We start from the raw sequence: 25,238 nt of genomic DNA on the forward strand, positions 1-25,238 counted from the left end.
CCGTCACGCGCATCGGGGCGTTGCTCAGCCCTCCTGCCCGGGATGACATTGGCGGCGGGACGGTTTCGGCCGGTTTGCGAAAGGGAACCTGCTACGCCCTCAGCGCCTGCGCCGGCGATTGCCGGTAGGCAAGCACCGCCGGCAACGCGGCGAGAACGCCGGCAAAGGCAAGCAACACTCCCATAAGCCCGGCATCTTCCCGGGCGAAGCCAACCGGCATGGCGATGCCGCTGGTCTGGGAGAGCATGCCGGACAAGGTCAGCGCCGCGGCGAAACCGAGTGCAAATCCAAGTGCTATGCCGACCGCCACCAGGAAGAAGAATTCCAGGAAGACGATTCCGAAGATCGCGCCGCGCGGGGCTCCGAAGGCTCTGAGCGCGCCGATCTGACGACGGCGCTGGCCGATATGGATGACCGTGACCAGCACCAGCGAGGCCGCGACGAGAGCTTGCGCGCCGGAAGCGACCGCGACAAGGATCTGCTTGGCGTCGCCGAGCGTGGCGTAAAGATTGGTCAGGACCTCGCCGGGGAAGACGGCGATGGTATTGCCGTTGCGATAGTCCTGTCGAAGCTTATAGGCATCGGCGATCGTTTTCGGTTTGACGAGGATAGCCGGAAGGCCTGGAGCATCTGCGGCCCAGGTCTCTTTCAGCACGGCTTCCGGATCGAGCTTCCCATGATGATCATGCGCGTCATGATCGGCGCCGGCATGATCACGATCGTGTCCGCCCTCCTCGGCGCCTTCCGCATGCTCCTCGGCGTCCAGCCCGTGAATGTGCCAGACCGCCTGAATGGGAACGAGAATCGCCCGGTCCCAGGCAGTATCCGTCGGCTGCAGGCGGCCGACGACATGATAGGCGAGTTCGGTATGGGTTTCGCCCCCTTCTTCCGCCGAACCATGCATCGGCTTGATTTCATCGCCGAGCGAAAGCCTGACCGCGGAGCCGATCACTGCCTCTCCTTCGTGCGTGAAAGCCTTGCCTTCGGCAAAGTCACCGGACAGCTTGTTCGACATTTTTGCCGTCGTGCCGACGATCGGGTAGCCGGAGAAGGAATCGCCGAAGCCGATCGGCGCCGCCCAGTCGACTCGGGGGTCGGCGGCAAGTCTCGCCAGCACCTCGCCCGGCATCAACGGCAGGGGCGAGGGCTGCAGGAAGACGGAGGAGAGCACGAGTTGCGTCTCGCTGCCGCCGGCGCCGATGACGAGGTCGAACTTATCGGCGGCGCGGGCACTGCCGAGGCGAAGCGCCCGCTCCTGCAGGACCAAGGAGACGCCGAGCGCGGTCGCAAGCGCCACCAACAGCACGACAACCAGCGATCCCGCCCACAGGCGGCGAAGATCGGCGCAAATGAAGCGGATCATGCAGCCTCCCCCGCAACGGCAATGGCATCCTCGCTGATCCGGCCGGAACTGAGCGTGATGCGCCGGTCGAGACGGCCGGCGAGCCGCTGGTCGTGGGAAACGACGATCAGCGTGCTGCCTTCGGCATTGGCAAGCTCGAGGAGGAGATCGCCGACGGCCTCACCGCTTTCGGCGTCAAGGCTCGCGGTCGGCTCATCGGCAATGATGACACCGGGCTTGCGCAGCAGCGCCCGGGCGATCGCCACGCGCTGCATCTCGCCGCGCGACATGGTCTCGATCTTCTGGCCGGGCCGGGACAGGTTGACGGTGTTCAAAAGCACATGCGCCCGCTCGATGACGGCGGCCGTCGCGGCGCCGGCAAGCCGGGCAGGCAGAAGCACGTTCTCGAGTGCCGACAGGCCGGGGAAAAGATGGAATTCCTGCATGACCAGGCCGATATTGACGGCGCGGAACCGGTCGCGCCGGCTTTCCGAAAAAGCGGCGATATCCTCACCGTTCCAGCGGATCTGGCCCTGCCGCGTCCGCTCCAGACCGGTGACGACATTGACGAAGGTGCTCTTGCCGGAGCCTGATGCTCCTGTAATCGCGACCCTGCTGCCGGCCACGATCGACAGGCGGCCGATCGCCAGCGCCGGCGAGGAGAGGCCCGGAAAGGTAACGTCAAGGTTTTCGATATCGAGTGCGAGCATGTCGGTTCAAACAGCGAAATATTCGGCTTGGCGGATCCGCAGCAGGCTGACGAAGCCGGTTTCCGGATCCGTCCAGGAGCCGTATTCCAGCGTGCCGCGCACTTCGATTGTCTGGCGCGGCTGCACGAAGGTCTGTTTTTCCGAGAGATAAACCACGACGATATTGTCGGGCCAGTCCGCATCCGAAGAGCAGAAGGGGCAGAGCGACATCGGCACTTCGGTGAGTACAAAGAACTGCGCCTCGGCCTTCAGCGGCGGCGCCATGAAGCCCTTCATGCTGATTTCCTGGCCGGCAACGCGCTTCACCTTGTCGGAGAATTCGAGGCCGAGCACGCCGAACTTACCATAGAGCTCGCCGAAGGAGAGCGAAGGATCGGCAGCGCGAACGACGGAGGCGGTAAAGGGAAGCGCAACAGCGGCGCCGATCAGCCGGCGGCGGCTGAGATGCAGCGAAGAGAATATGTCCATGGCGACCTCCAGGAAGCAGATCCCGGCCGCTGAACGGCCGGGACCATGATCGGCAAAAGAGGCAAGGCCGGCAACGGCCCTGCAAGATCGGCTTAAAATCAGTTCGTCTGCTTGGCGCCGAGAGCGAAGGTGTCGGCGAGCACGCGATAGACGTCGCTCTGTTCCATGTAACCATGGAAGCCTTCGGCACCCGGACCCGCCGACTGCAGGACGACGTCATCGACGGCATGAACGCCGCTCTCGCTGCTCTTCGGAAGATTGCCCTGTACGAAGACGGCGCCGGGAACATCCTTATACTGTTCGTTGGCGACATACTCCTTCTTCTCGTTCTGGACGGCCGGAACGAAAGGACCGTCGAGCTTCGGACGGAAGGTCTCGTAGTGATCGGGGCCGTTGTTGGCGCTCAGGAACAGGCGGCGGCTGACGTCGATCTTGTCGGGATAACCGTCGCCATTTTCATCCTTGTAGTTCGGGAAGCCGGCCTCGGCGTAGGTGCCGACCTTTTCGCGCATTTCCGTGCCGGGCTTCTCGTCGTCGACAGTGCCGATGATCGATACGCCGTGCGTGTGGTCGCCGGTGACGACGATCAGAGTGTCCGGATGGGCCTTCTGGAATTCGCGGGCAACGCCGATCGCCTTGTCGAATTCGATGGTGTCGATAACCGCACGGTCCCAATCCAGCGGATGGGACATCTTGTCGATCGAGGAGCCTTCGACCATCAGGAAGAAGCCGTCAGCATTCTTCGAGAGGCGGTCGAGCGCAACCTTGGTCATCTCGACGAGACCCGGCTGGTTCGGGAATTTGTCGACGGTGCCCTTCTTCAGGAACTCGCGATCGAGCGTGACGTCCATATTGCCGGTGTGGAAAAGGCCGAGCAGGTTGCCTTCAGCCGACGCATTGGCGGCCAACTCGTTCTTGTCGGTCGCAAGCTTGTAGCCGGCATCCTGGAACAGCTTGATGTAATCCTGATTGTCCTTCCGCTTGGAGCCGGCGACTTCCTTGCCGAGGAAATAGGCCGAGCCGCCGCCAAGGATGACTTCCGGCTTCACCTCGAGCAGCATGCCGACGATGTCGGCCTTTTCGTTGCGGCTGCGGGTATGGGAAACGACCGCAGCTGGCGTCGCATCCTCGATCTCGGACGTCGCGACAATGCCGATCGACTTCTTGGTCGTGCGGCGAACGGCCTCGCCAAAGGTTTCGACGCGCGGGTCGTCGAGTGCGGCCGGTGTCCGGTCCGCATAGACGCCGAGCGCGTTGACGGCCGTCTTGTGCCCAGTCATGAAGGCCGACATGGTGTTGGCCGAGTCCGTGGCAATGGCATTCGTCGCTGACGTGCCGATAAAAGCCATATGATCGAGATCGTCCATATTCAGGCGGCCGTTCGCTTTGCCCTCGGTCATGCCCTTGGACATGATGCGGGCGGCGGTGCGATGCGCGACGGAAAGGCCGTCGCCGAGCAGGAAGATAATGTTCTTGGCCTTCGGCTGAGCGGCGGTTTCGTAAACGTCCCAGGTGACCGATTTCGTCTCGTCGCCGGCGGAGACCTCGATCTTGTAGGCGCCGGGTTCCGAGATCTTCAAGCCGCGGAGCAGAAGAGCGGAACCGAGGGCCTTGTCTTCCTTGCCTTTTTCCAGCTCGATGAACTGCGCTTCGCCCCCAAGGACAGTCTTGTAATCCTTACCGTTGACCGTGACCTTCACATCTTCCGGCTTGATCTGCTTGTTGAGCTCGACCTTGAAATCGAATGGGGAGCCGGCAAGGATCGTCGCGCGATCAAGCGGATAGACTGTCGTCGCCTGAGCGGCGCCCGCGAGGATGGTGGTGGCCGCAAAGGCGGCGAGAAGCATACGCATGGAAAACCCCCGTTTTCGTTGCAGACATTGACAACCGGGCTGGGATATCTCCCGGGCATGACAGCGGCATGACAAAACGTCCGGGCTTGCGGCCGCCCCTTTTGACCTGCTGTCTGCTCACGCAAAAACCTTGACTCCTGTGGAAAACCTTCTAAGAGCAACAGCGGAAAAGGAATCTCCATGGTTCGCGACGAACACGCCATTGCCGCACGCGATGACCGGGCACGGGTTGCCGGGGTGGATATTGCCGTTCCGGTTTCTTCCAAAACCAAGGCCAAAACGACGACGAAAACCGTCTGACGTCTCTGGCCTGCCGCTCTCTCCCCGGCTCGGCTGGGGACAGGAAGACGCGTCCGTCGCGCCTTTCCCCTCACCGGACAAGAGGAGAGAAGAGAAAGAGAGCTTGAGAAATGGGTTTTAAAGTAGCAGTTGCGGGAGCGACCGGAAATGTTGGCCGGGAGATGCTCAACATCCTCTCCGAACGCGGCTTCCCCGCCGATGAGGTCGTGGCGCTCGCCTCGGCACGTTCGCAGGGCACCGAAGTGTCCTACGGCGACCGGACGCTGAAGGTTTCCAATCTGGAGAATTACGATTTCTCCGATACCGACATCTGCCTGATGTCGGCCGGCGGCGAGGTCTCCAAGAAGTTCTCGCCCAAGATCGGCCAGCAGGGCTGCGTCGTCATCGACAATTCCTCGGCCTGGCGCTATGACGCCGACGTGCCGCTGATCGTGCCGGAAGTGAACCCGGACGCCGTCACGCAGTTCACCAAGCGCAACATCATTGCCAATCCGAATTGCTCGACCGCACAGCTGGTGGTGGCGCTGAAGCCGCTGCACGACTTCGCCAAGATCAAGCGCGTCGTCGTCTCCACCTATCAGTCGGTCTCCGGCGCCGGCAAGGACGGCATGGACGAGCTCTTCAACCAGACGCGCGCGGTCTTCGTTGCCGATCCGATCGAGAACAAGAAGTTCACCAAGCGCATCGCCTTCAACGTCATCCCGCACATCGATAGCTTCATGGAAGACGGCTACACCAAGGAAGAATGGAAGGTGCTGGCCGAGACGAAGAAGATGCTCGATCCGAAGATCAAGGTGACCTGCACGGCGGTCCGTGTGCCCGTCTTCATCGGTCATTCGGAATCGGTCAACATCGAATTCGAAAACGAGATCACCGCCGATCAGGCTCGCGATATCTTGCGCGATGCCCCGGGCTGCCTTGTCATCGACAAGCGCGAGAACGGCGGCTACATCACGCCTTATGAATCCGCCGGCGAAGATGCGACCTACATCTCGCGCATTCGCGAGGACGCCACCGTAGAAAACGGCCTCAATATGTGGGTTGTTTCCGACAATCTGCGCAAGGGCGCGGCGCTGAACGCCATCCAGATCGCCGAGCTGCTCGTCAATCGCGGCCTGGTCAAGCCGCGCAAGCAGGCAGCCTGATACCATTTGTAAACCGTAAGATGTTAAAGCCCTGCCCGTTGAGCGGGGCTTTTTCCGGGGCAAATACGACTGTATAAGCGCTCGCTAAACGATGATCGTGACAAAATCGCGAGTGGCTGGCATTCTCTTGCCCGCTTAAAAACTATGCAGATCGAGAGCGGGGTTTCTCAATGCGCATGACAAAGTTGTTTCTGGCGGCCGCTGCGGCAATGGGCGTCCTCCAAGCGGTACCGGCGTTCGCGCAAGGACCGCAATGTGGCAATACTAGCGCCGGCTTCGACGCCTGGGTCGCCGATTTCAAGCAGACGGCAGCTGCCAACGGCGTCAGCCAATCGGTGCTCAGCCGCGCCTTCGCCAACGTCAATTACAACAAGCCGACGATCGCCGCCGACCGCGGCCAGAAAAGCTTCAAGCTCTCCTTCGACGCCTTCATGCAGAAGCGCGGCGGTGCCGCCGTCATTTCCCGCGGTCGGTCGATGAAAGCGGCCAACCAGGCCCTTTTTGCCTCGATCGAACGCCGCTTCGGCGTTCCCGCCGGTCCGCTGATCGCAATCTGGGGCATGGAGACCGGTTTTGGCAGCTATATGGGCAACCAGCATACGCTCTCGGCTGTGTCGACCCTTGCCTATGACTGCCGTCGTTCCGACTATTTCACCGATCAGCTCTATGCTGCGCTCCAGCTGGTCTCCGAGGGTTATCTGAGCCCGCAGGCCAAGGGTGCCGCCCATGGTGAAATCGGCCAGACGCAGTTTCTGCCGCGCAACGTCGTGCGCTTCGGCGCCGACGGCGATGGCGACGGCCGGGTCGACATGGTCGGCTCCCGCGCCGATGCGCTGGCCTCGACCGCAAATTTCCTCAAGGGCCACGGCTGGCGTGCCGGCGCCGGCTATCAGCCGGGAGAGCCAAATTTCGCTGCGATCCAGGGCTGGAACGCCGCCACCGTCTATCAGCAGGCGATCGCCTATATCGGCCAGCAGATCGACGGCGGCAGATAAGCCTTCATTGACAATGATACCGAGCTTTTCCGGTCTAACCCGGAAAAGCTCTGGGAACGCCGCTGCGAAGGCGGCGTTTTTCATATGCGGGAATCAAAACCGCCGCCCGATGCCGTCTTGCGTCGTTCCTCCTGCGGCGGAGCCGGCACCACCGGCCCCGACACCACGCAATTGCGGCCGGAAGCCTTGGCGGCGTAGAGCGCCAGATCGGCGCGTTTGACCAGATCCTCGAAATTCCGGTTGGCGGCGTCGTTTGCCCGGCCGGCGCATCCGAAGCTCGCCGTGACCTTGAGGAGATCGCCGCTCGCAAGAGGGATTTCCGCCGCCTCGATCGCCTGTCGCACGCGCTCGGCGACGATGGCGGCCTCGTCGGGCGTCGAATCCGGCAAAAGCGCCAGGAACTCCTCGCCGCCATGCCGCACCAAGAGATCGAAGGAACGAAAATTCTGGCGCGCGACGCCGGCGACGTGCCGCAGCACGGCATCGCCGGCATCGTGCCGTGAATATCGTTGATCTTCTTGAAATGATCGAGATCGAAGAGGACGACGGAAATCCAGTGCGAGCCGTGCTCGGCCTGCGTAAGGAGCGCGGAGGCGGCGACCTCGAAGCCGCGCCTGTTGTAGAGCCCCGTCAGAAGATCGGTTTGAGCAGCGTTGCGCAACTCACCCACTAGCGTCTCCCGGTCCCGAGCGAGCTTGTCGATCAGCCGAAGTCCTCTTGCCGCCAGCATCATCACCAGCGTTGCGAGAATCAACAGGCCTGCGCACAGCGCCAGAATCTGTATCAGGTGTATGTGCGAGAGCGTGGAAAACTGCTCGCCGGTCTCGTGAATATCACTCGCAGCCTCGACCATCTTTTGCTGAAGGAAAGCCATGCGTTCGCGCTGTGCGGCCGCCCAGGCGTCGCCCATTGCGCGCGACGGCCGCGACCCGGCGAGAATGGCATCGGTGATCGCATTCGCCTTCAGTTGGTCGCCGCGACCGAGATAGGCAACGATGTCGCGCACGATCGGCGCGGTCGAATGGAAGACCATGTGATCCATGCCGGCACCGAGCATGGTCTTGCCTTGAATGAACAATTCGATCGGAAATCTGGCAGAAACATCTTGATTGAGATAACGAGTGCCGATTCCGGTAATCAATCTTTCGCCGTAGTAGGTCAGCAGGATGCCCATCAGCTGGTTGGATTTTTCAAGCAGCACCGGGTCGCTGATCAGCGGTGAAAGTGCGTCGACGACCGCAAGCTGCTTGAGAGCCGCATACCAGTAGATGGAACCGGGATTGCTGCCGGAATAACGGCCCTGATCGACGGCGCTTCGCGCGGCGACGATGCGGCTATAGGCAAGGCTGAGGGCCGACAATTCACCTGCAAGCCCTTGATCGAGCGTATCGCGAGGCGGCAAGCTGGCATAGAAAGCGCGGCGTTCTCGATCCAGCGTCAGTCGGCTTTGCTGCATGTCGACAGCAGTCCCCCTGCTGGGATGCGCGAGATGGCGGCGAGTGGCATCGATTTCGCTCAGGATTTCCGTGGCCGCGATCGAACCGCCACGCGCAAGTACGTCGGCGAACTGCCGGTCTTTCTCGAGATCTCTATATTGCAGGATCGAAGTTCGAAGGACGAAGACGCCTTCAATGAGCATGAAGACGAAGGGCAGCAGGATGGCGGCCAGGATAACCTTTTTGATGGTTTCAAACTTCATTGCCAATCGCTACGTGGTCAAATGCCGGTCATGTGCAGCCGATTAGAAGCTTAACAGCAATCCTTAAAAAAGTGATAAACCGGTACGCTCCTAGATTTCGGGACGGATGAAATCGCGTGTTTCGGCGTCCATGACCCAGAGCTCGCCGGTCGAGATATCGAACCAGGCGCCATGAAGGTGCATTTTTCCTGCGTCCTCGAGCGCCTTTATTTCCGGGAAGGTTCTGAGATTGTTGAGCGAATTGCGTATAGAGACACGCTCCAGCGCCGTCTGCCGCTCGGCCTCCGTCATCACGTCATTGCTCTGGATCTGCTCGGCTGCGGGTTTGACCAGCGACATCCACCGGCCGATGAAATCGCCGGGCGATAACGGCTCGGCATTCGGATCGAGTGCCGCCCGAATGCCGCCGCAGCGGCCATGGCCCATCACCACGATGTCCGAAACCTTCAGCGCCTGCACCGCAAATTCAAGAGCGGCCGATGTCGAATGGAAATGACCGTCCGGCTCGTAGGGCGGCACCATATTGGCAACGTTGCGGATGACGAAAAGCTCGCCCGGGCCGGCATCGAAGATCAGCTCGGGAGCCGCACGCGAGTCCGAACAGGCAATGACCAGCGTGCTCGGATTCTGGCCGTTTTCGGCAAGTTGCCGATACCTGTCGCGGGCGTCGGCATAACGCCCGTTCATAAAGTTGCGATAACCGTTCAGAAGGGTGTTTGGAAAACGCTGCATGCCTCTGGATTAGCGCGGGCGGAAGACAAGATCAACTGCTGCACCGCAAAATGCGCACATTGACAAATGCGTCAATTTTTCCGCCGCTGCGCCGGGTGTACGAGCCGGCGCATCTGCACCATGGCCATCGGCGACGACAGGCTGGACGCATCGCTGGCCAGCATCAACTCGTTGCTGCCGCGCTTGACCGCACGCGCAAGCACTTCGAACACGCTGGCGGTGGCAAGCTGCAACGCCTTTTCATCCTCGAGGCCGGACAGCAGGCGCGACAGAAAAACGGCGGCCAGCAGGTCACCGAGACCATTCGGCGGATTGTCGACGACGCGGTGCTCGGCAAGAAGCGCGTGACGGCCGGAAAGGTAGAGGTTGCCGGTGCCACCCGCCATCATCGGCACCGCCGAGGTGACGAGCATGCGCGACGGCCCGAGCGCCAGCGCCGCCTCCATGATTGCGCTGTTGTCATCGAGCGCTGCTCCCGACAGCCAGGCGAGCTCGTACCGGTTCGGCGTTGCGAGCGAGGCCAGCGGAATGAGATGATCACGAATGGCCTCGGCCGTCGCTTCCGGCACGTAGAGGCCGCCGAGATCGCCCATCACCGGATCACAGACATAAAGCAGTTCGGGATTGTTTTGCCGGAGCGCAGCGATCAGCCGACCGACCGATCGTGCCTGGGCAGCATTGCCGAAATAGCCCGAAAGCACCGCCCTGACTTCACCGATCCAGGGCGCACGGATCAGGTCGTCGATCGCCGCGTCGAAATCGGCTTCCGCAAATGTCAGCCGCGTCGAACGGCCATGGCCGGGATGCCACGGCAGGACGATGGTCGGCAGTGCCCAGACCGGATGGCCGAGCGTCTCCAGCGCAAACACCGCCGCCCGGTTGCCAACAGAGCCACGCACGACATGGCTGGAAATAACGATGACTGCGCCCGCTGCATTTTCCGACATGAAATCGAGGTCCGAATGATGATGGCGTTTGATGATCTTTTTGACGCCGGGCTGTCAACCATTCTTCACGTGAGCATGGAAATGTGCCGCGAAAGCAAAGCCGGAAGAGAGGCCTTGCCAATGCGTTTTGGCCTCGAAAGCGAAAAAATCTCTGCCAATTTCCCATTTCCGCCGGCAAAAAAGCATCAAAACAATGCCTGAGGCCTCTCTTTTAGGGATTTTTTCGAGAAATCTTCTGCTAGCTTGCGAAAAATCAGTCCATTGCGGGGAGGCGATTCATGGCTGCCAGAAACAATCCGAAACGGGAGAAGCAGATCGAAACGGCGCGCAAGATCGCCAAGGCGATGAGCGAGGCGCATCTCGATCCGGAAATTCTCTTCGGCCGGGCGAGCAATGACGATCTGGAACTCTATACGCCCGACATGCTGGCACGTTCTGCCGTGCATTCGGCAAAGGAACTTGCCGCCTGGAACGGCAAGGCGCCCCGCGTCAGCATCGACACAATTGCCGAGGTGACGCCTGGCGGCACCGCCGTTTCGGTGCTGTCGGTGACTGACCGGAACATGCCTTTCCTTTATGAATCGGTCATGGGCGAAGTGACGAGCACCTACCGCGATCTGTTCATGGCGGTGCATCCCATCCTCGTCATGGAAAAGGGCAAAGCCCCCGCACTCTATTCCGCCGACCACCCGAGCGATCCCGCCGCGCGCGTCAGCCATATCCAGCTCCATATTGCCCCGTTGAACACCACCCAGGCAGCCGATCTCGTCAAACGCGTCCAGACCGTGCTCGAACAGGTCCGCCTGTCGGTTTCCGATTGGAAACCGATGCTTGCCAAGCTCGATGGGGTGATCGCCGAGCTTTCGGCCAATGGCGCCGGCCGCAGGAAGGCCGAACATGCCGAGGCGGTGGCCTTCCTGACCTGGCTGCGCGACGAGAATTTCACCTTCCTCGGCATGCGTGAATATATTTATTCGGGCAAGGGCGCCGACGCCAAGGTCGAGCGCGACAAGGGCGCCGGCCTCGGCATCCTCTCCAACCCAGACGTTCTCGTGCTGCGCACCGGCAAGGACGCCGTGACCACCACGCCGGAGATCCTTGCCTTCCTCGACGGCCCCGACTTCCTGATCGTCACCAAGGCGAATGTAAAATCGATCGTCCATCGCCGCGCCTATATGGATTATGTCGGCGTCAAACGTTTCGACGCCGAGGGCAACGTGACCGGGGAACTCCGCATCGTCGGTCTTTTCACCTCGACGGCCTATACCTCGCTCGCCTCCGAAATCCCGCTGCTGCGGTCGAAGATCGAAAAGGTGAAGGAGCATTTCGGCTTCGACCCGATGAGCCATTCCGGCCGCATGCTCGACAACACGCTGGAATCCTACCCGCGCGACGACCTTTTCCAGATCGACACGACGCTGCTTGCAAGCTTTGCCGAGCAGATCAACGATCTCGCCGACCGGCCGCGCGTGCGCGTCCTGCCGCGCATCGACCATTTCGACCGCTTCGTCTCGGTGATCGTCTATGTTCCGCGTGAGGAATATGACTCGATCGTGCGCGAGCGGATCGGCACCTATCTGAAGACGGTCTATGACGGCCGTGTCTCCGCCTATTACCCGGCTTTTCCCGAAGGCGGCGTCGCGCGCGTGCACTTCATCATCGGCCGTTCCGGCGGCAAGACGCCGCGCATTCCGCAGGCAAGGCTCGAGCAGACGATCCGCGAAATCACCGCCCGCTGGGACGACCGTTTCGAAGTGCTCGCCGGACCAAAGTCGCCGAGGCTATCGGTCGATCAGGCCTTCCAGGATTCTTTCACCCCTGAAGAAACCGTGGCCGACCTTGCCGATATCGGCGCCTGCGCCGCCGGCGAGCCGCTCCGCATCCAGTTTTATCATCGCCAGGAAGAACAGGGTGGTATCCTCTCGCTGAAAATCTTCCATGCCGGCGGTCAGCTGGCCTTGTCGCGCCGCGTGCCGCTTCTCGAGAACCTCGGCTTCAATGTCGTCAGCGAACGCACCTTCGACATCGGGGTGCAGGTCGCCGATGGCGCAACCCAACTCGTCGTGCTGCACGACATGGAGCTCGAGACCCGCACCGGCGGCGAAATCGATCTGCACCGGTATGGTGCCGCCCTCGAGGAAGCCTTCGTCGCCGCCTTCGCCGGCACGATCGACAATGACAGCTTCAACCGGCTGATCCTTTCGGCCGGGCTCTCGGCGCGCGAAGCCAATGTGTTGCGCGCCTATGCCCGTTATCTCCGCCAGGCCGGCATCGCCTATTCGCAGGATTACATCGCAACGACGCTCGACAAATATCCTGGCGTGGCCGCGGCGATCTTCCGGCTGTTCCACGACACGCTCGATCCAAAGCTTTCCGACAAAGCCCGCGTCAAGAAGATCGCCGACCTGCACCAGGCGATCGAGGCCGATCTTGCCAACGTGCCGAGCCTGGACGACGACCGTATCCTGCGCCGCTACGTCAACATCGTCGACGCGACGCTGCGCACCAACTATTTCCAGAAGAACCCGGACGGGTCGCCGAAAGCCATGCTGGCCTTCAAGCTCGATCCGCACCTGGTCGACGGGCTGCCGCAACCGAAACCCTTCCGCGAGATGTTCGTCTACGGCGTCGAGGTCGAAGGTGTGCACCTGCGCTTCGGCAAGGTGGCGCGCGGCGGCCTGCGCTGGTCGGACCGCGCCGAGGATTATCGCACCGAGGTGCTCGGCCTGGTCAAGGCGCAACAGGTGAAAAACGCCGTCATCGTGCCGGTCGGCGCCAAGGGCGGTTTTTATCCGAAAAGGCTGCCGGTGGGCGGCAGCCGCGACGAGATCTTCAATGCCGGCCGCGAGGCTTACAAAACCTATATCCGCACGCTGCTTTCTATTACCGATAACATCTCCGGCGCCGAGATCGTGCCGCCGACGGATACGATCAGGCTCGATGGTGACGACCCCTATTTCGTCGTCGCCGCCGACAAGGGCACAGCGACCTTCTCCGACACCGCCAATGCTCTGGCGCAGGAGGCCGGCTTCTGGCTGGACGACGCCTTCGCCTCCGGCGGCTCGGCCGGCTATGATCACAAGAAGATGGGCATCACCGCCCGTGGCGCCTGGGAAACCGTGAAACGCCATTTCCGCGAAATGGACATCGACATCCAGACGACACCTTTTACCGTCGCGGGCGTCGGCGACATGTCGGGCGACGTCTTCGGCAACGGCATGCTGCTCTCTCCGAAGATCCGGCTGATCGCCGCCTTCGATCACCGCGACATCATCATCGACCCCGATCCCGATATGGAAAAGACGCTGGCCGAGCGGCAGCGCCTCTTCAATCTGCCGCGCTCAAGCTGGCAGGACTTCGATAAAAACGTCCTTTCGAAGGGCGCGATGATCATTTCGCGCTCGGCGAAATCGGTGACGCTGACGCCGGAAGCGGTGAGCGCGATCGGCATCGACAAAGCCGTGGCCACGCCCTTCGAGATCATGACGGCGATCCTGAAGAGCCCGGTCGACCTGCTCTGGTTCGGCGGCATCGGCACCTATGTGAAGGCGGCGTCCGAAACCGATACCGAAGTCGGCGACCGCGCCAATGACCCGATCCGCATCACCGCGGCGGAGGTGGGCGCCAAGGTGATCGGCGAAGGCGCCAACCTCGGCGTCACCCAGAAGGGCCGCATCGCCTATGGCCTCAAGGGCGGGCGCTGCAACTCCGACGCCATCGACAATTCGGCCGGCGTCAACACCTCGGACGTCGAGGTCAACATCAAGATCGCGCTGGCGGCCGCCATGCATGACGGGCGGCTGACGCGGGCAAAACGCGACCAGCTTCTGTCGTCGATGACCGCCGAAGTGGCGGCCCTGGTCCTGCGCAACAATTATCTCCAGTCGCTGGCGATCTCGCTCATCGAACGCAAGGGCACGGCAAACGGCCTGGAACTCGCCCGCTTCATGAGCGTGCTCGAAGCCGCCGGCCAGCTGAACCGCAAGGTCGAGACCTTGCCGGATGACCAGACGCTGGCCGAACGTTACACGGCCGGCAAGCCGCTGACGCGGCCGGAAATCGGCGTGTTGCTGTCCTACGCCAAGATCGTGCTCTTCGATGCGCTCGCCGCGAGCGACCTGCCCGACGACCCTTATTTTGCCACGACGCTGTCGAATTACTTCCCCGTCAAAATGCAGAAGTCGAACGCCGGCGATATATCAGGCCATCGGCTGCGGCGCGAAATCATCGCGACCGTGCTTGCCAATGAAGCGATCAACCGCGGTGGGCCGAGCTTTACCGTCGCGATGATGGACGCGACGGCGGCTTCGGCGCCGGAGGTCGTACGCGCCGCGATCGTCGCGCGCGACGGTTTCGACCTCCCCAGGCTCTGGGCCGAGACCGATGCGCTCGACGGCAAGATATTCGGCGAAGTGCAGAACCGCATTTACGAGGAAATCAGCCACAGTTTTGTCGTTCTCACGCGCCTGCTGTTGAAAACCGCAATGACCAAAGCCGATATGGCAGAGGTGATTAGCCGGCTTCAGGCTGCCCTGAAGAAGTTGAGGCCTGCCTTCGCCGAACAGGCCGCCGGCGATGCTGCCGCACGCCAGGCGGAATATGCCGAGGCCGGCGTGCCCGAAAAGCTGGCGGCCGAAATCGCCAACCTCCAGAGCTTCGCGCTGGTGCCGGAGATCATGCAGATTGCCGAGCGCACCGGCGAGCCGCTGGTGCGCGCCGCCGAAAATTATTTTGCGGTATCGAAAACCTTTCGGATCGCCCGGCTGCTGGCGGCCGGCGGCCGGATTCTCACCTCCGACCATTACGAAAATCTGGCGCTTGCCCGCAGCATCGACCAGATCGCCAGCGCCCGGCGCGACATCGTCATCTCGGCGCTTTCCGATCACGGCAAGGAGAAGCTGCCCGTCCAGGCGTGGCATGCGCAGGATCGCGTCCGCATCAACCGCATCGTCGAGGAGCTTTCGAGCCTCAGCGACAGCGGCGATCCCAATCTTGCGCGCATCACTGTTGCCGCAGGCATCCTGACCGATCTTGCGCGCGACCGGGCGAGGTGAGACAGTCCGCGAAAAAGGAGCGGATGTTGAATCGCATAGACTGGACAGGAACGCAGCCGCCGAAAGCCACGGAGAAGGGCATCTGGGGGTGGATGTTCTTCGATTGGGCGGCCCAGCCTTTCTTCACGGTGGTCACCACCTTTATCTTCGGGCCCTATTTCGTCTCCCGCCTAACCGATGACCCGGTGTCGGCGCAGACGACATGGAGCAACATGGCGACGATCTCGTCCGTAATCATTGCCCTGCTCTCGCCCGTTCTCGGCTCGATCGCCGACCAGTCCGGCGCGCGCAAACCCTGGATCGGCTTCTTCGCGATCATCAAGATCGTCAGCCTCTTCTGCCTGTGGTTTGCAGCCCCCGGTTCGCCGATCCTCTATCCGGTGATCTTCATGATCCTCGCCTCGGTTTCAGCCGAGTTTTCGATCGTCTTCAACGATTCGATGATGCCGCGGCTTGTCGGCAAGCATGAGGTGGGCAAGCTCTCCAACACCGCCTGGGGGCTCGGTTACCTCGGCGGCATGATCGTGCTGATTGCGGTCGTCACGCTTCTGGCGGCAAGCCCGGAAAGCGGCAAGACGGTTCTCGGCCTCGATCCGCTTTTCGGCCTCGATCCCAAGACCGGTCAGGACGCACGCATCACCGGGCCGATCTCGGCCGTCTGGTACCTGATTTTCATCCTGCCGATGTTCTTCTTCACACCCGACGTCGGCAGAGGCCTGCCCTTCGGCACCGCAATCCGCGCCGGCCTGCGGGACCTGAGAAACACGCTCGGCGAACTCAAGGAACGCCGCGGCATCCTGAAATTCCTCATCGCCCGAATGATCTATCAGGACGGCGTCAACGGCCTGTTGATCCTCGGCGGCGTTTTCGCCGCCGGCATGTTCGGCTGGGCGACGATCGAGATCGGCCTCTACGGCATCATCCTGAACGTCGTCGCGATCTTCGGCTGCCTGATCGCCGGCCGGATCGACAAGGGCGTCGGTTCCAAGGTAACCGTCGTCATCAGCCTCACCATGCTGCTTCTGGCCACCATCGGCATCATCTCGACCGGGCCGGGTTACACCCTGTTTGGCCTGATACCGCTGCCGACCGCCGATTCCGGCGGCCTCTTCGGCACCGCCGCGGAAAAGGCCTATATCCTCTATGGCCTGCTGATCGGGCTTGCCTTCGGGCCGGTGCAGGCCTCGTCGCGCTCCTATCTCGCGCGTAGCGTCAGCCTCGAGGAAGCCGGCCGCTATTTCGGCATCTACGCGCTTTCGGGGCGTGCCACGAGTTTCATGGCGACGCTGCTTTTCTCGCTGGTGACCTATCTGAGCGGCTCACCGCGGCTCGGAATGGCGACGCTGATCCTCTTCCTCGCCAGCGGGCTGGTGCTGCTGATCCGCACGCCCTATCCGGCCGATCGCGCCTGACAATTCTCCGGCACCCGTCAGTGCCGGAAGTGGCGCATGCCGGTGAAGACCATCGCGACGCCGTGTTCGTTGGCGGCGTCGATGACCTCCTGGTCTCGCATCGAACCGCCCGGCTGGATAACCGCTGTCGCCCCTGCGGCGATCATCGACAGAAGGCCATCGGCAAATGGCAGGAAGGCTTCGGAAGCAACCGCCGAGCCCTGCGTCATCGGCGCCGGGAGACCGAGTGCCTTGGCGGCCTCTTCGGCCTTCAGCGCCGCGATGCGGGCGGAATCCACCCGGCTCATCTGGCCGGCGCCGATTCCGGCCGTCTGGCCGTCCTTGGCATAGACCACGGCGTTCGATTTGACATGTTTGCCGACCTTGAAGGCAAACTTCATATCATCAAGCTCCTGCGCCGTCGGCACGCGCTTGGTGACGACCTTGAGCTCCAGATCCTCGACCATGCCGTTGTCGCGGTTCTGGACGAGCAAACCGCCGGAAACGGTCTTTGCCGTCAGTCCCGGGGCGCGCGGATCGGGCAGGCCACCGGCCGACAGCAGCCGCAGGTTCGGCTTGCGAGCGACGATCGCCTTGGCCTCCTCCGTAACGTCGGGCGCAATGATCACCTCGGTGAAGAGCTTGACGATCTCCTCGGCCGTTTCGGCGTCCAATATCCGGTTGAGGGCGATAATACCGCCGAAGGCGGAAACCGAATCACAGGCGAGCGCCCGCTGATAGGCTTCCAGGAGGCTCGAGCCGGTGGCGACGCCGCAGGGATTGGCATGTTTGATGATCGCGCAGGCGGGCGCCTTTTCCGGCAGGAATTCGGCGACGAGTTCGTAGGCGGCATCGGTGTCGTTGATATTGTTATAGGAGAGCTGCTTGCCCTGCAGCAGCACGGCCGTCGAAACACCCGGGCGCTTCTCGCCCGTGGCGTAGAAGGCGGCCTTCTGGTGCGGATTTTCGCCGTAGCGCATCTCTTCCTTCAGCACGCCGCCGATGACGCGGTGGCGCGGCGTGTCGATCGCCAGCGCTTCGGCAAACCAGTTGGAAATCATGGCATCATAGGCCGCGGTACGGGCATAGGCCTTGGCCGCCATGCGCTGGCGGAAGGCATAGGCGGTCTTGCCGTCATCCGCCGAAAGCTGCTCCTTGAACTCGGCATAATCCTCGGGATCGGTCAGGATGGTCACATAGGCATGGTTCTTGGCCGATGCACGGATCATCGCCGGACCGCCGATGTCGATATTTTCGACGGTTGTCGGATAATCGCCGTCGGCCGCGCGCACCTCTTCGAAAGGGTAGAGGTTGATGACGGCAAGATCGATGCCCTCGATGCCGTGCTTTTTCATCGCCTCCTGATGCTCGCTATCGTCGCGGATCGCCAGCAGGCCGCCATGCACCGTCGGATGCAGCGTCTTGACGCGCCCGTCCATGATCTCGGGAAAGCCGGTGATCTCGGAGACATCGGTGACGGCGAAACCGGCAGCGGCGATCGCCTTATAGGTGCCGCCGGTCGACAGCAGACGCACGCCTCTTTCGGACAATGCCCGGGCGAGCTCGACGATGCCGGTCTTGTCGAACACGGAGAGGAGCGCGGTCTTGATTTCGACCTTGTCCGGGGCGGGGATCTTTTTGGAAATGACGGCCATGAACCTTCTCCGTTCGGGCTTCGGGAGATGTCCGCTAGAGCATGAGGCCGAAAAGTGTGAGCGGCTTTCGGACGACATCCTGCCTTAGGGACGTTTTCTTGCTGTCGCCGCGTTAGCACAGCTTTGACGCCACGCAAACAGCGCTGATGCTCTGCCTTTCGATTTAGTCCCGGATTCGAATTTGGCGAGCCGGCGTTCCCGTCTAAGCCTTACGGGAGAGGAACCAGCGGATCTCCGTCTTCTCGGCCAGATCGAAATCGATCTCGATCTGGTCAGAGCCGCAAATGCCGGAGCTGTCGGCAAAGAAGATGTCTTCGGAAATCAGCACTTCGTTGCCGGGCGCGGAAAACAGCCAGCTTTCGCCGTCCGGCGCCGTCAGCAGCACGGATTCTCCATCGCTCTGCTGCAGAACGATGGACGGATGAATATGAAAACGGGCGACGGCCTTCAGGGCCTCGTCACTTTCATATCCTTCACGCCGGATGAGCCGGTCGTGACCTGTCACCATCGAACCTGCGGCATTGAGCGTCAGCTCACGCTCGTGGAGCACGCCGAACGTCCTGAGATAACCGTCATGGCTGAGCTTGATACTGTCGCGCCCATCCTCCGTTTCCAAACGTTCGACAGTGACGGTTTTCACCGGTTCGGTGATCGCGTGATTGAGGAAAGGCGAGTGTGAAAAACGGCTGGATGAGGTGTCGTTGAGGATGACGGTCGAATGCGCCGCGGTCGTGCGCGCCATCTGCACATAGCGGTGTCCGGCGAATTTCGGCGAGCCGGAATTGACGATGAAGCGATGGCGGCCGGACGACATTTCGAAGGAAAGGCTGCCGGCATGCGCGGTCCGCACTGCGCCGCCCGAAGGCGGCGTGCCGGTATCGGCGATGATAACCGTCTTGCCCCCGGAAAGCCGCTGATAGCGCGACTGCGGCAAAGCCTTGAATGGCTGGCCGGCGGTCTCGTCATATCTGAGCACCGACATCAGCTCATTGGCGAGCGTGGAGGTTGCGCCGTTGAAAAGCGCCAGGTCCCCGTCCTGATGCCGGAAGAACCGCAAAGCCGGATACATGCGGTCGATGCCGGAGATCAGCTTCTGCGGCAGGTCATGGCCGAGATTGACGTAAGTCTGCCGCAGCGGCAGCAGGTCGAGCAGCAGTTCCAGGCCGATGCGCGGGTTGCGCGAGATATGGCCGCCGTCCGGCAGAATCTGGCTATCGAACTGACGGTCGAGCGCCTGCGCCGCTCTTCGAAGCGTGGAGGCGCGGGCCGGCATGGCGACGGAGGCCATGGCGAGCGCGATGCGCAGCCGGAACAGCTCCAGGCCGCCGAGCGTATAGGGCGCCATGCGATGCAGGAACCTGACCTGGAAAGCCAGCGACTTCATGAAACGGCGATAGAAGCCGCGGTCGGCATTCTGCAGCACAACAGGCGAATGCGACAGCCAGGCGATGACGCGCTGAGCGGTGACGTCGGTCTCCCAGGCAATTCCTTCCATACGGCCGGCATGGATGGAAAGCCAGCTGTCGACGATGGCGCGGGCAGCAGCCGCGCTGCGTTCCGTCTTGTGCGCCCGCATGTGCCGCAGCCAACCGAAGCTGTGCAGGCGCGTCGCAAAAGGCCGCGAGGGCAGGGTGAAGATGAAGGGCGATTTGCCGTTCGTTTCCAGCATGCGCCCGGCCAGAAGGAAACGTCCATTGAGAATTTCGTCGGCCACATGCGAATCGATGCCGCGAAGATCGGTCGGAGCGACGATCAGACGCTCGGGCGGTTTGATCGAATGGCGAATGAGCTTCAGGCGCAGCAATGCGACGCGGCGCAAGGCGCGCCGCCAAGCTTCCCGAACATACATGCTCGCAAAACGCCGACCGGACTGCATATTCTATTGTCTATTGACCCTCGTAGTTAAGAATAGGTGAAAAGCAGCCGATTTCATCGCCCACAATGAATTAATTCGTGACAAAATTCGAATATACGAAAATTAGTGCATGTCATTCGAGGACATTCCGGAGTTTCGCAAAGAATGACGGACGTGCTGCCCTCGCAGGGGTGCGGATTTGGCGACGCGTTTGAGCTCAATCAGACCGCTCGCCGCAGCACCGCCGCGTAGAAGCCATCGAGGCCGGAGGCGATGCCTTCGGGCATCTTCAGCATGGTCGGAAGCGTACGGAATTCGCCGAGCGGCGTGATCGCCGCTTCGAGACCGGGCCAGTCGCCGGCGCTGATCGGCACGCGCTCGATTGCGTCCGTATCGGAAAGAACGCGGGCAACGACCTCCTCGCCTTCGGCGGGATCGAGCGAGCAGTTCGAAAACACCAGCGTGCCGCCGGGCTTCAGCAAAGTCAGCGCATGAAGCAGCAGCCGCTCCTGCAGCGCCGCCAGCCTCGCGATATCATCCGGCCCCTTGGTCCACAGCACGTCGGGGTGCCGGCGCGTCGTGCCGGTGGAAGAGCAGGGGGCGTCGAGCAGGATCGCATCGAAACCTTCTGCCGGCTTGAACGTCGTCAGGTCTGCCGCGACCGTTTCCGCCTTCAGGCCAAGCCGGTCGAGATTCGACCGCAGCCGTCTTAGCCGGCTTTCCGACTGATCGAGGGCGGTCACCGCGCCGCCGGCGAGGATGAGCTGCGCTGTCTTGCCGCCGGGTGCCGCACAGAGATCGGCTGCACGTTTGCCCGAGAGATCACCGAAAAGCCTGGCCGGAATGCTTGCCGCCGCATCCTGCACCCACCAGGCACCGTCGTCGAAGCCCTCCAGTGAAGGAATTCCGCCGTCAAAGGCGGCAAGCCGGACTCCGCCCGTCGGCAGGGTAACGCCGTTCAGCTTCTTCGCCCAGGCTTCGGCGTCGGATTTGACGGTCAAATCGATCGCAGCAGGTTCGAGCTGTGATCGCGAGATCGCCAGCGCCGCGTCGCGGCCATAGGCCCTCTCCAGCCGTGTGAGGAACCAGCCCGGCATCGGCGGAACCTTGCCGATCTCCTCCAGCACCTCGTCCTTTTCGCGGCCGAGCCGGCGCAGGACCGCGTTGACCAGCTTGGCGAAGCGGCGATTGCGTGGATCGAGGTTGGCCTGCTCGACGGCAAGATCGACGGCCGAATGATCCGGCACGTCGAGATAGAGGATCTGCGCAGCCGCGATTGCCAGAACATGGTGCAAGGCCCGCGCACCCTCCGGCAGCGGCGATTCCAGCAGCAAGGCAATTGCGGCGTCGATGCGCGGCAGATGGCGCAGCGTCGTGTTCAGAATGGCGCGGACAAGGGCGCGATCGCTTTCACCAAGCGCCTTATAGGCCGGATTGCCATGTTCATGATCGAGAGCGCCGTCGAGCGGCAGCTTGCGGTCGACGACGGCAGCCAGAATTTTTGCGGCCGCCGCCCGGGCCTGCAGGCCGGGCTTGGCTGGCGCCGATCGACCGGCGGAAGGTTTCTGTTTCCGGAATGGCTTTTTCGTGCCGTCTGAATTCAAGACCACGGACCTTTTGGCGGTTGCGAACCACCGCGACCCGTATTCGGAACAGAGCGCGATTTGCGCGACGGATTAGCAGCACGCACCGGTCCCGTCGAGACATTCATGCCGCTTTGCGCCATCTCCTGCAGCGCGGCAATGCGGTTTTCCGTGTCTGGATGCGTCGAAAACAGATTGTCCATGCGCTCGCCGGAAAGCGGATTGATGATGAACATATGCGCCGTCGCCGGATTGCGCTCGGCATCCTCGTTCGGCACATGGGCCGCGCCACGGGCGATCTTTCCAAGTGCGGAGGCGAGCCAGAGCGGATTGCCGCAGATTTCGGCGCCGCGCCGGTCGGCCGAATATTCACGCGTGCGGCTGATCGCCATCTGCACCAGCATGGCGGCGAGCGGTGCGACGATCATCGCGACGAGAACGCCGATGAAACCGAGAGGATTATTGTTGTTGTCGCGGTTTCCGCCGAAGAAGAATGCGAAGTTGCCGAGCATCGAGATCGCGCCGGCAAGCGTTGCCGTGATTGTCATGGTCAACGTGTCGCGGTTCTGAATATGGGCGAGCTCATGCGCCATCACGCCGGCGACCTCCTCGGGAGACAAGGCAGCGAGAAGGCCGGTCGAGGCGGCGACGGCGGCATTTTCGGGATTGCGGCCGGTGGCGAAGGCATTCGGCTGCGGGCTGTCGTAGAGATAGACCTTCGGCATCGGCAGGCCGGCATTGCGGGCGAGATCGCGCACGATCGCAAAGAATTCCGGCGCATTGCGCTCATCGATCTCATGCGCGCGATAGGCCGCAAGCACCATGCGATCGGAGTTCCAATAGGAGAAGAAATTCATGCCGGCGGCAATGAGAAAGGCGATCATCATGCCGCCCCGACCGCCGATCAGAAAGCCGACGAACATGAAAAGCGCCGTCATGAAGGCAAGCAACATGGCAGTGCGAACGAGGTTCATTGCGAATCTCCAACTCCGATTTCGGCGTCACAAGCTTTCATTCCCGGCGACCGCGCATTATGATTTGGTTATTCACCCGCCATTTTCAATATTTCCGGCAGGAGAAGGTCATGCAGGAAGCCGATAACGACAATAGCCAAACGCCGACGGTGGAGGAATCGGAGCCGCCGCGCAAAGTGCTGTCCCCGGCGGCCCAACGTGCGCTCGCCGAGGCTGAGGAACGACGGAAGAACCAGAAGCCGCTGGAGCTTCCAGCTGAGATCGGCGGCCGCGGCGGAGCCGAGCCCGCCCGCTTCGGTGATTACGAGATCAACGGCCGGGCAATCGATTTTTAAGCAAGGATTGTTCGGCCCGAATCCGGGCCTCGTGCGGGCCATCCAAATTCAGCCAGCCAAAACAAAGTGAGCCGCCCCGGGACTCGGATGGCCGGAGCGGCTCTTTATATCAGGCGGTCACCTTGTTCTGCCGGTTGGCGATCAGATCGTCGACGACAGCCGGATCGGCAAGCGTCGAAGTGTCTCCCAGAGCGCCGAAATCGTCTTCGGCGATCTTGCGCAGGATGCGGCGCATGATCTTGCCGGAGCGGGTTTTCGGCAGGCCGGGCGCGAACTGGATCTTGTCCGGCGCGGCGATCGGTCCGATTTCGGTACGCACATGTTTCACCAGTTCCTGGCGAAGCGTGTCGGTGCCTTCGTGGCCGGCCATCAGCGTCACGTAGCAATAGATGCCCTGACCCTTGATCGAGTGCGGGTAGCCGACGACCGCGGCCTCCGACACCAGATTATGCGAGACGAGGGCGGACTCCACCTCCGCCGTTCCGAGCCGGTGGCCGGAGACGTTGAGTACGTCGTCGACACGGCCGGTGATCCAGTAATAGCCGTCTTCGTCGCGCCGGCAGCCGTCGCCGGTGAAATACTTGCCCTTGTAGGTGGAGAAATAAGTCTGGATGAAGCGGTCGTGATCGCCATAGACGGTGCGCATCTGGCCCGGCCAGCTGTCGGTGATGCAGAGATTGCCGTCGGCGGCCCCTTCCAGCACCTTGCCCTCATTGTCGACCAGCTGCGGCTTGACGCCGAAGAACGGCACCGTCGCCGAACCCGGCTTCAGATCGGTCGCGCCCGGCAGCGGCGTGATCATATGGCCGCCGGTTTCCGTCTGCCACCAGGTATCGATCACAGGGCAGCGCTTGTCGCCGACGACATTGTAATACCATTCCCAGGCTTCCGGATTGATCGGCTCGCCGACCGTGCCGAGCAGGCGCAGCGACGAGCGGGAGGAGCGCGTGACGAATTCGTCGCCGGCGCCCATCAGCGAGCGGATTGCCGTCGGCGCCGTATAGAAGATGTTGACCTTATGCTTGTCGATCACTTCCCAGAAACGGCCCTGATCCGGGAAATTCGGCACGCCCTCGAACATCAGCGTCGTCGCGCAGTTCGCCAGCGGCCCATAGACGATATAGGAATGGCCGGTAACCCAGCCGACATCGGCCGTGCACCAGTAGACGTCACCGTGATGATAGTCGAAGACATATTCATGCGTCATCGCCGCATAGACGAGGTAACCGCCGGTCGTGTGCAGCACGCCCTTCGGCTTGCCGGTGGAGCCTGACGTATAGAGAATGAACAGCGGATCTTCCGCCTTCATCTTCACCGGCGGGCATTCCGGTTTCACGCTGGCGATTTCCTGATGATACCAGAGGTCGCGGCCGGGCGCCCAGCCGGTCTTGCCGCCGGTGCGGCGCACGACCAGCACCTTGCTGACAGTGACATGCTGGCGGGCGGCGATGTGGATCGCCGTATCGGTGTTGTCCTTCAGCGGCACCGGCTTGCCGCCGCGCAGACCTTCGTCGCAGGTGATGACGAAGGTGGATTCACAGTCGACGATGCGCCCGGCCAGCGCCTCCGGCGAGAAACCGCCGAAGACGACCGAATGCACCGCGCCGATGCGGGCGCAGGCGAGCATGGCGTAAGCCGCCTCGGGGATCATCGGCATATAGATGGTGACGCGATCGCCCTTCTTGACGCCGTGCTTCTTCAACACATTCGCCATCCGGCAGACGTGCTCGTAGAGCTCGTTATAGGTGATCTTCTTATCGATATAGGGGTTGTCGCCTTCCCAGATGATCGCCACCTGGTCGCCGTTCGTCTTCAGATGGCGGTCGATGCAATTATAGGAAACGTTGGTCTGCCCGTCCTCGAACCATTTGATCGAGACCTTGCCGGTAAAGGAGGTGTTCTTGACCTTGGTATAGGGCTTGAACCAGTCGATCCGCTTGCCGTGCTTGCCCCAGAACTTGTCCGGATTTTCAATGCTTTCCTCGTACCATTTCAGGTACTTTTCCTTATCGATCAGGGCGCGCGCCTTCACCGGCTTCGTGACCGGATAGATCTTCTCCGACATGGAACTCCTCCTCATGGGACATGCGACGGACCGCGAGCTATACAGGGCCCGAACTTCAAATCACGGCAATTCATAGCAGTTCGCATCGCGACGGCAATTAGACAAAGGTCATTTCATTTCGGAAGAATTGCAATT

The 25,238-nt window shown here is 61.8% G+C and carries 17 protein-coding genes and 2 pseudogenes; 7 read left to right on the forward strand and 12 right to left on the reverse strand.

Features of this window, described 5'->3' with window-relative positions:
* Positions 1-91: 91 nt before the first annotated feature.
* The 4 genes from Tal182_RS22070 to Tal182_RS22085 all read right to left on the reverse strand — a co-directional run bounded on the left by Tal182_RS22070 (position 92) and on the right by Tal182_RS22085 (position 4,373).
* On the reverse strand, positions 92-1,363 hold the full coding sequence (locus Tal182_RS22070; protein ID WP_085860739.1) for an FtsX-like permease family protein: 1,272 nt from the start codon (positions 1,361-1,363) through the stop codon (positions 92-94).
* Complete coding sequence (locus Tal182_RS22075; protein WP_064811589.1) at positions 1,360-2,052, reverse strand: ATP-binding cassette domain-containing protein; 693 nt, start codon at positions 2,050-2,052, stop codon at positions 1,360-1,362. Before Tal182_RS22075 ends, Tal182_RS22070 begins: the two co-directional genes overlap by 4 nt.
* Positions 2,053-2,058: 6 nt before the next feature.
* Positions 2,059-2,520 (reverse strand): hypothetical protein, encoded by a 462-nt coding sequence (locus Tal182_RS22080; protein WP_085860740.1) that lies wholly within the window; start codon positions 2,518-2,520, stop codon positions 2,059-2,061.
* A gap of 98 nt (positions 2,521-2,618) precedes the next feature.
* Positions 2,619-4,373 (reverse strand): alkaline phosphatase, encoded by a 1,755-nt coding sequence (locus Tal182_RS22085; protein WP_085860741.1) that lies wholly within the window; start codon positions 4,371-4,373, stop codon positions 2,619-2,621.
* A gap of 120 nt (positions 4,374-4,493) precedes the next feature.
* On the opposite strand from Tal182_RS22085, the pseudogene Tal182_RS32530 reads away from it, so the two are divergent.
* The 3 genes and pseudogenes from Tal182_RS32530 to Tal182_RS22095 form a co-directional block, all read left to right on the forward strand.
* Positions 4,494-4,673: pseudogene (locus Tal182_RS32530) on the forward strand (hypothetical protein); the annotation flags it as partial.
* Between the two features lie 110 nt (positions 4,674-4,783).
* On the forward strand, positions 4,784-5,818 hold the full coding sequence (locus tag Tal182_RS22090) for an aspartate-semialdehyde dehydrogenase (RefSeq protein WP_020922622.1): 1,035 nt from the start codon (positions 4,784-4,786) through the stop codon (positions 5,816-5,818).
* Between the two features lie 170 nt (positions 5,819-5,988).
* Positions 5,989-6,813 (forward strand): lytic murein transglycosylase, encoded by an 825-nt coding sequence (locus Tal182_RS22095; RefSeq protein WP_085860742.1) that lies wholly within the window; start codon positions 5,989-5,991, stop codon positions 6,811-6,813.
* An 80-nt stretch (positions 6,814-6,893) separates the two neighbouring features.
* Here Tal182_RS22095 and Tal182_RS22100 read toward each other — a convergent pair.
* From Tal182_RS22100 to pdxY, 3 genes and pseudogenes are all read right to left on the reverse strand, one after another.
* Positions 6,894-8,512 (reverse strand): annotated as a pseudogene (locus Tal182_RS22100) (GGDEF domain-containing protein).
* 90 nt (positions 8,513-8,602) lie between these two features.
* The gene (locus Tal182_RS22105; protein ID WP_064805767.1) at positions 8,603-9,244 is read right to left on the reverse strand and encodes a carbonic anhydrase; all 642 of its coding nucleotides are present in this window, start codon (positions 9,242-9,244) and stop codon (positions 8,603-8,605) included.
* Positions 9,245-9,315: 71 nt separating this feature from the next.
* Positions 9,316-10,191 carry a pyridoxal kinase PdxY gene (gene pdxY / locus Tal182_RS22110; protein ID WP_085860743.1) on the reverse strand — a complete coding sequence of 292 codons (876 nt, stop codon included), beginning with the start codon at positions 10,189-10,191 and terminating at the stop codon, positions 9,316-9,318.
* A 15-nt stretch (positions 10,192-10,206) separates the two neighbouring features.
* On the opposite strand from pdxY, the gene Tal182_RS22115 reads away from it, so the two are divergent.
* From Tal182_RS22115 to Tal182_RS22125, 3 genes are all read left to right on the forward strand, one after another.
* Complete coding sequence (locus tag Tal182_RS22115) at positions 10,207-10,392, forward strand: hypothetical protein (protein WP_064811594.1); 186 nt, start codon at positions 10,207-10,209, stop codon at positions 10,390-10,392.
* A 77-nt stretch (positions 10,393-10,469) separates the two neighbouring features.
* Positions 10,470-15,245, forward strand: coding sequence for an NAD-glutamate dehydrogenase (locus Tal182_RS22120; RefSeq protein ID WP_085860744.1), 4,776 nt, complete (start codon positions 10,470-10,472; stop codon positions 15,243-15,245).
* A 23-nt stretch (positions 15,246-15,268) separates the two neighbouring features.
* Entirely contained in the window at positions 15,269-16,657 is a 1,389-nt protein-coding gene (locus tag Tal182_RS22125) for an MFS transporter (RefSeq protein ID WP_085860745.1), read from the forward strand.
* 17 nt (positions 16,658-16,674) lie between these two features.
* Here the strand turns inward: Tal182_RS22125 and purH are convergent, their stop codons facing one another.
* The 4 genes from purH to htpX all read right to left on the reverse strand — a co-directional run bounded on the left by purH (position 16,675) and on the right by htpX (position 22,703).
* Complete coding sequence (gene purH, locus Tal182_RS22130; protein WP_085860746.1) at positions 16,675-18,291, reverse strand: bifunctional phosphoribosylaminoimidazolecarboxamide formyltransferase/IMP cyclohydrolase; 1,617 nt, start codon at positions 18,289-18,291, stop codon at positions 16,675-16,677.
* Between the two features lie 202 nt (positions 18,292-18,493).
* Complete coding sequence (locus tag Tal182_RS22135) at positions 18,494-20,167, reverse strand: heparinase II/III family protein (protein ID WP_085860747.1); 1,674 nt, start codon at positions 20,165-20,167, stop codon at positions 18,494-18,496.
* 200 nt (positions 20,168-20,367) lie between these two features.
* Positions 20,368-21,756 carry an RsmB/NOP family class I SAM-dependent RNA methyltransferase gene (locus Tal182_RS22140; RefSeq protein ID WP_085860748.1) on the reverse strand — a complete coding sequence of 463 codons (1,389 nt, stop codon included), beginning with the start codon at positions 21,754-21,756 and terminating at the stop codon, positions 20,368-20,370.
* The gene (gene htpX, locus Tal182_RS22145; protein ID WP_085860749.1) at positions 21,747-22,703 is read right to left on the reverse strand and encodes a zinc metalloprotease HtpX; all 957 of its coding nucleotides are present in this window, start codon (positions 22,701-22,703) and stop codon (positions 21,747-21,749) included. The genes Tal182_RS22140 and htpX overlap by 10 nt, the downstream gene beginning before the upstream one ends.
* 110 nt (positions 22,704-22,813) lie before the next feature.
* On the opposite strand from htpX, the gene Tal182_RS22150 reads away from it, so the two are divergent.
* A complete protein-coding gene (locus Tal182_RS22150; RefSeq protein WP_085861025.1) occupies positions 22,814-23,038 on the forward strand; it encodes a DUF1674 domain-containing protein in 225 nt (74 codons plus the stop codon).
* A gap of 109 nt (positions 23,039-23,147) precedes the next feature.
* Here the strand turns inward: Tal182_RS22150 and acs are convergent, their stop codons facing one another.
* Positions 23,148-25,103, reverse strand: a complete 1,956-nt coding sequence (acs, locus tag Tal182_RS22155; RefSeq protein ID WP_085860750.1) for an acetate--CoA ligase — start codon at positions 25,101-25,103, stop codon at positions 23,148-23,150.
* Between the last annotated feature and the right edge of the window lie 135 nt (positions 25,104-25,238).

Source organism: Rhizobium sp. TAL182 (genome assembly GCF_002117725.1).
Lineage (GTDB): Bacteria > Pseudomonadota > Alphaproteobacteria > Rhizobiales > Rhizobiaceae > Rhizobium > Rhizobium esperanzae.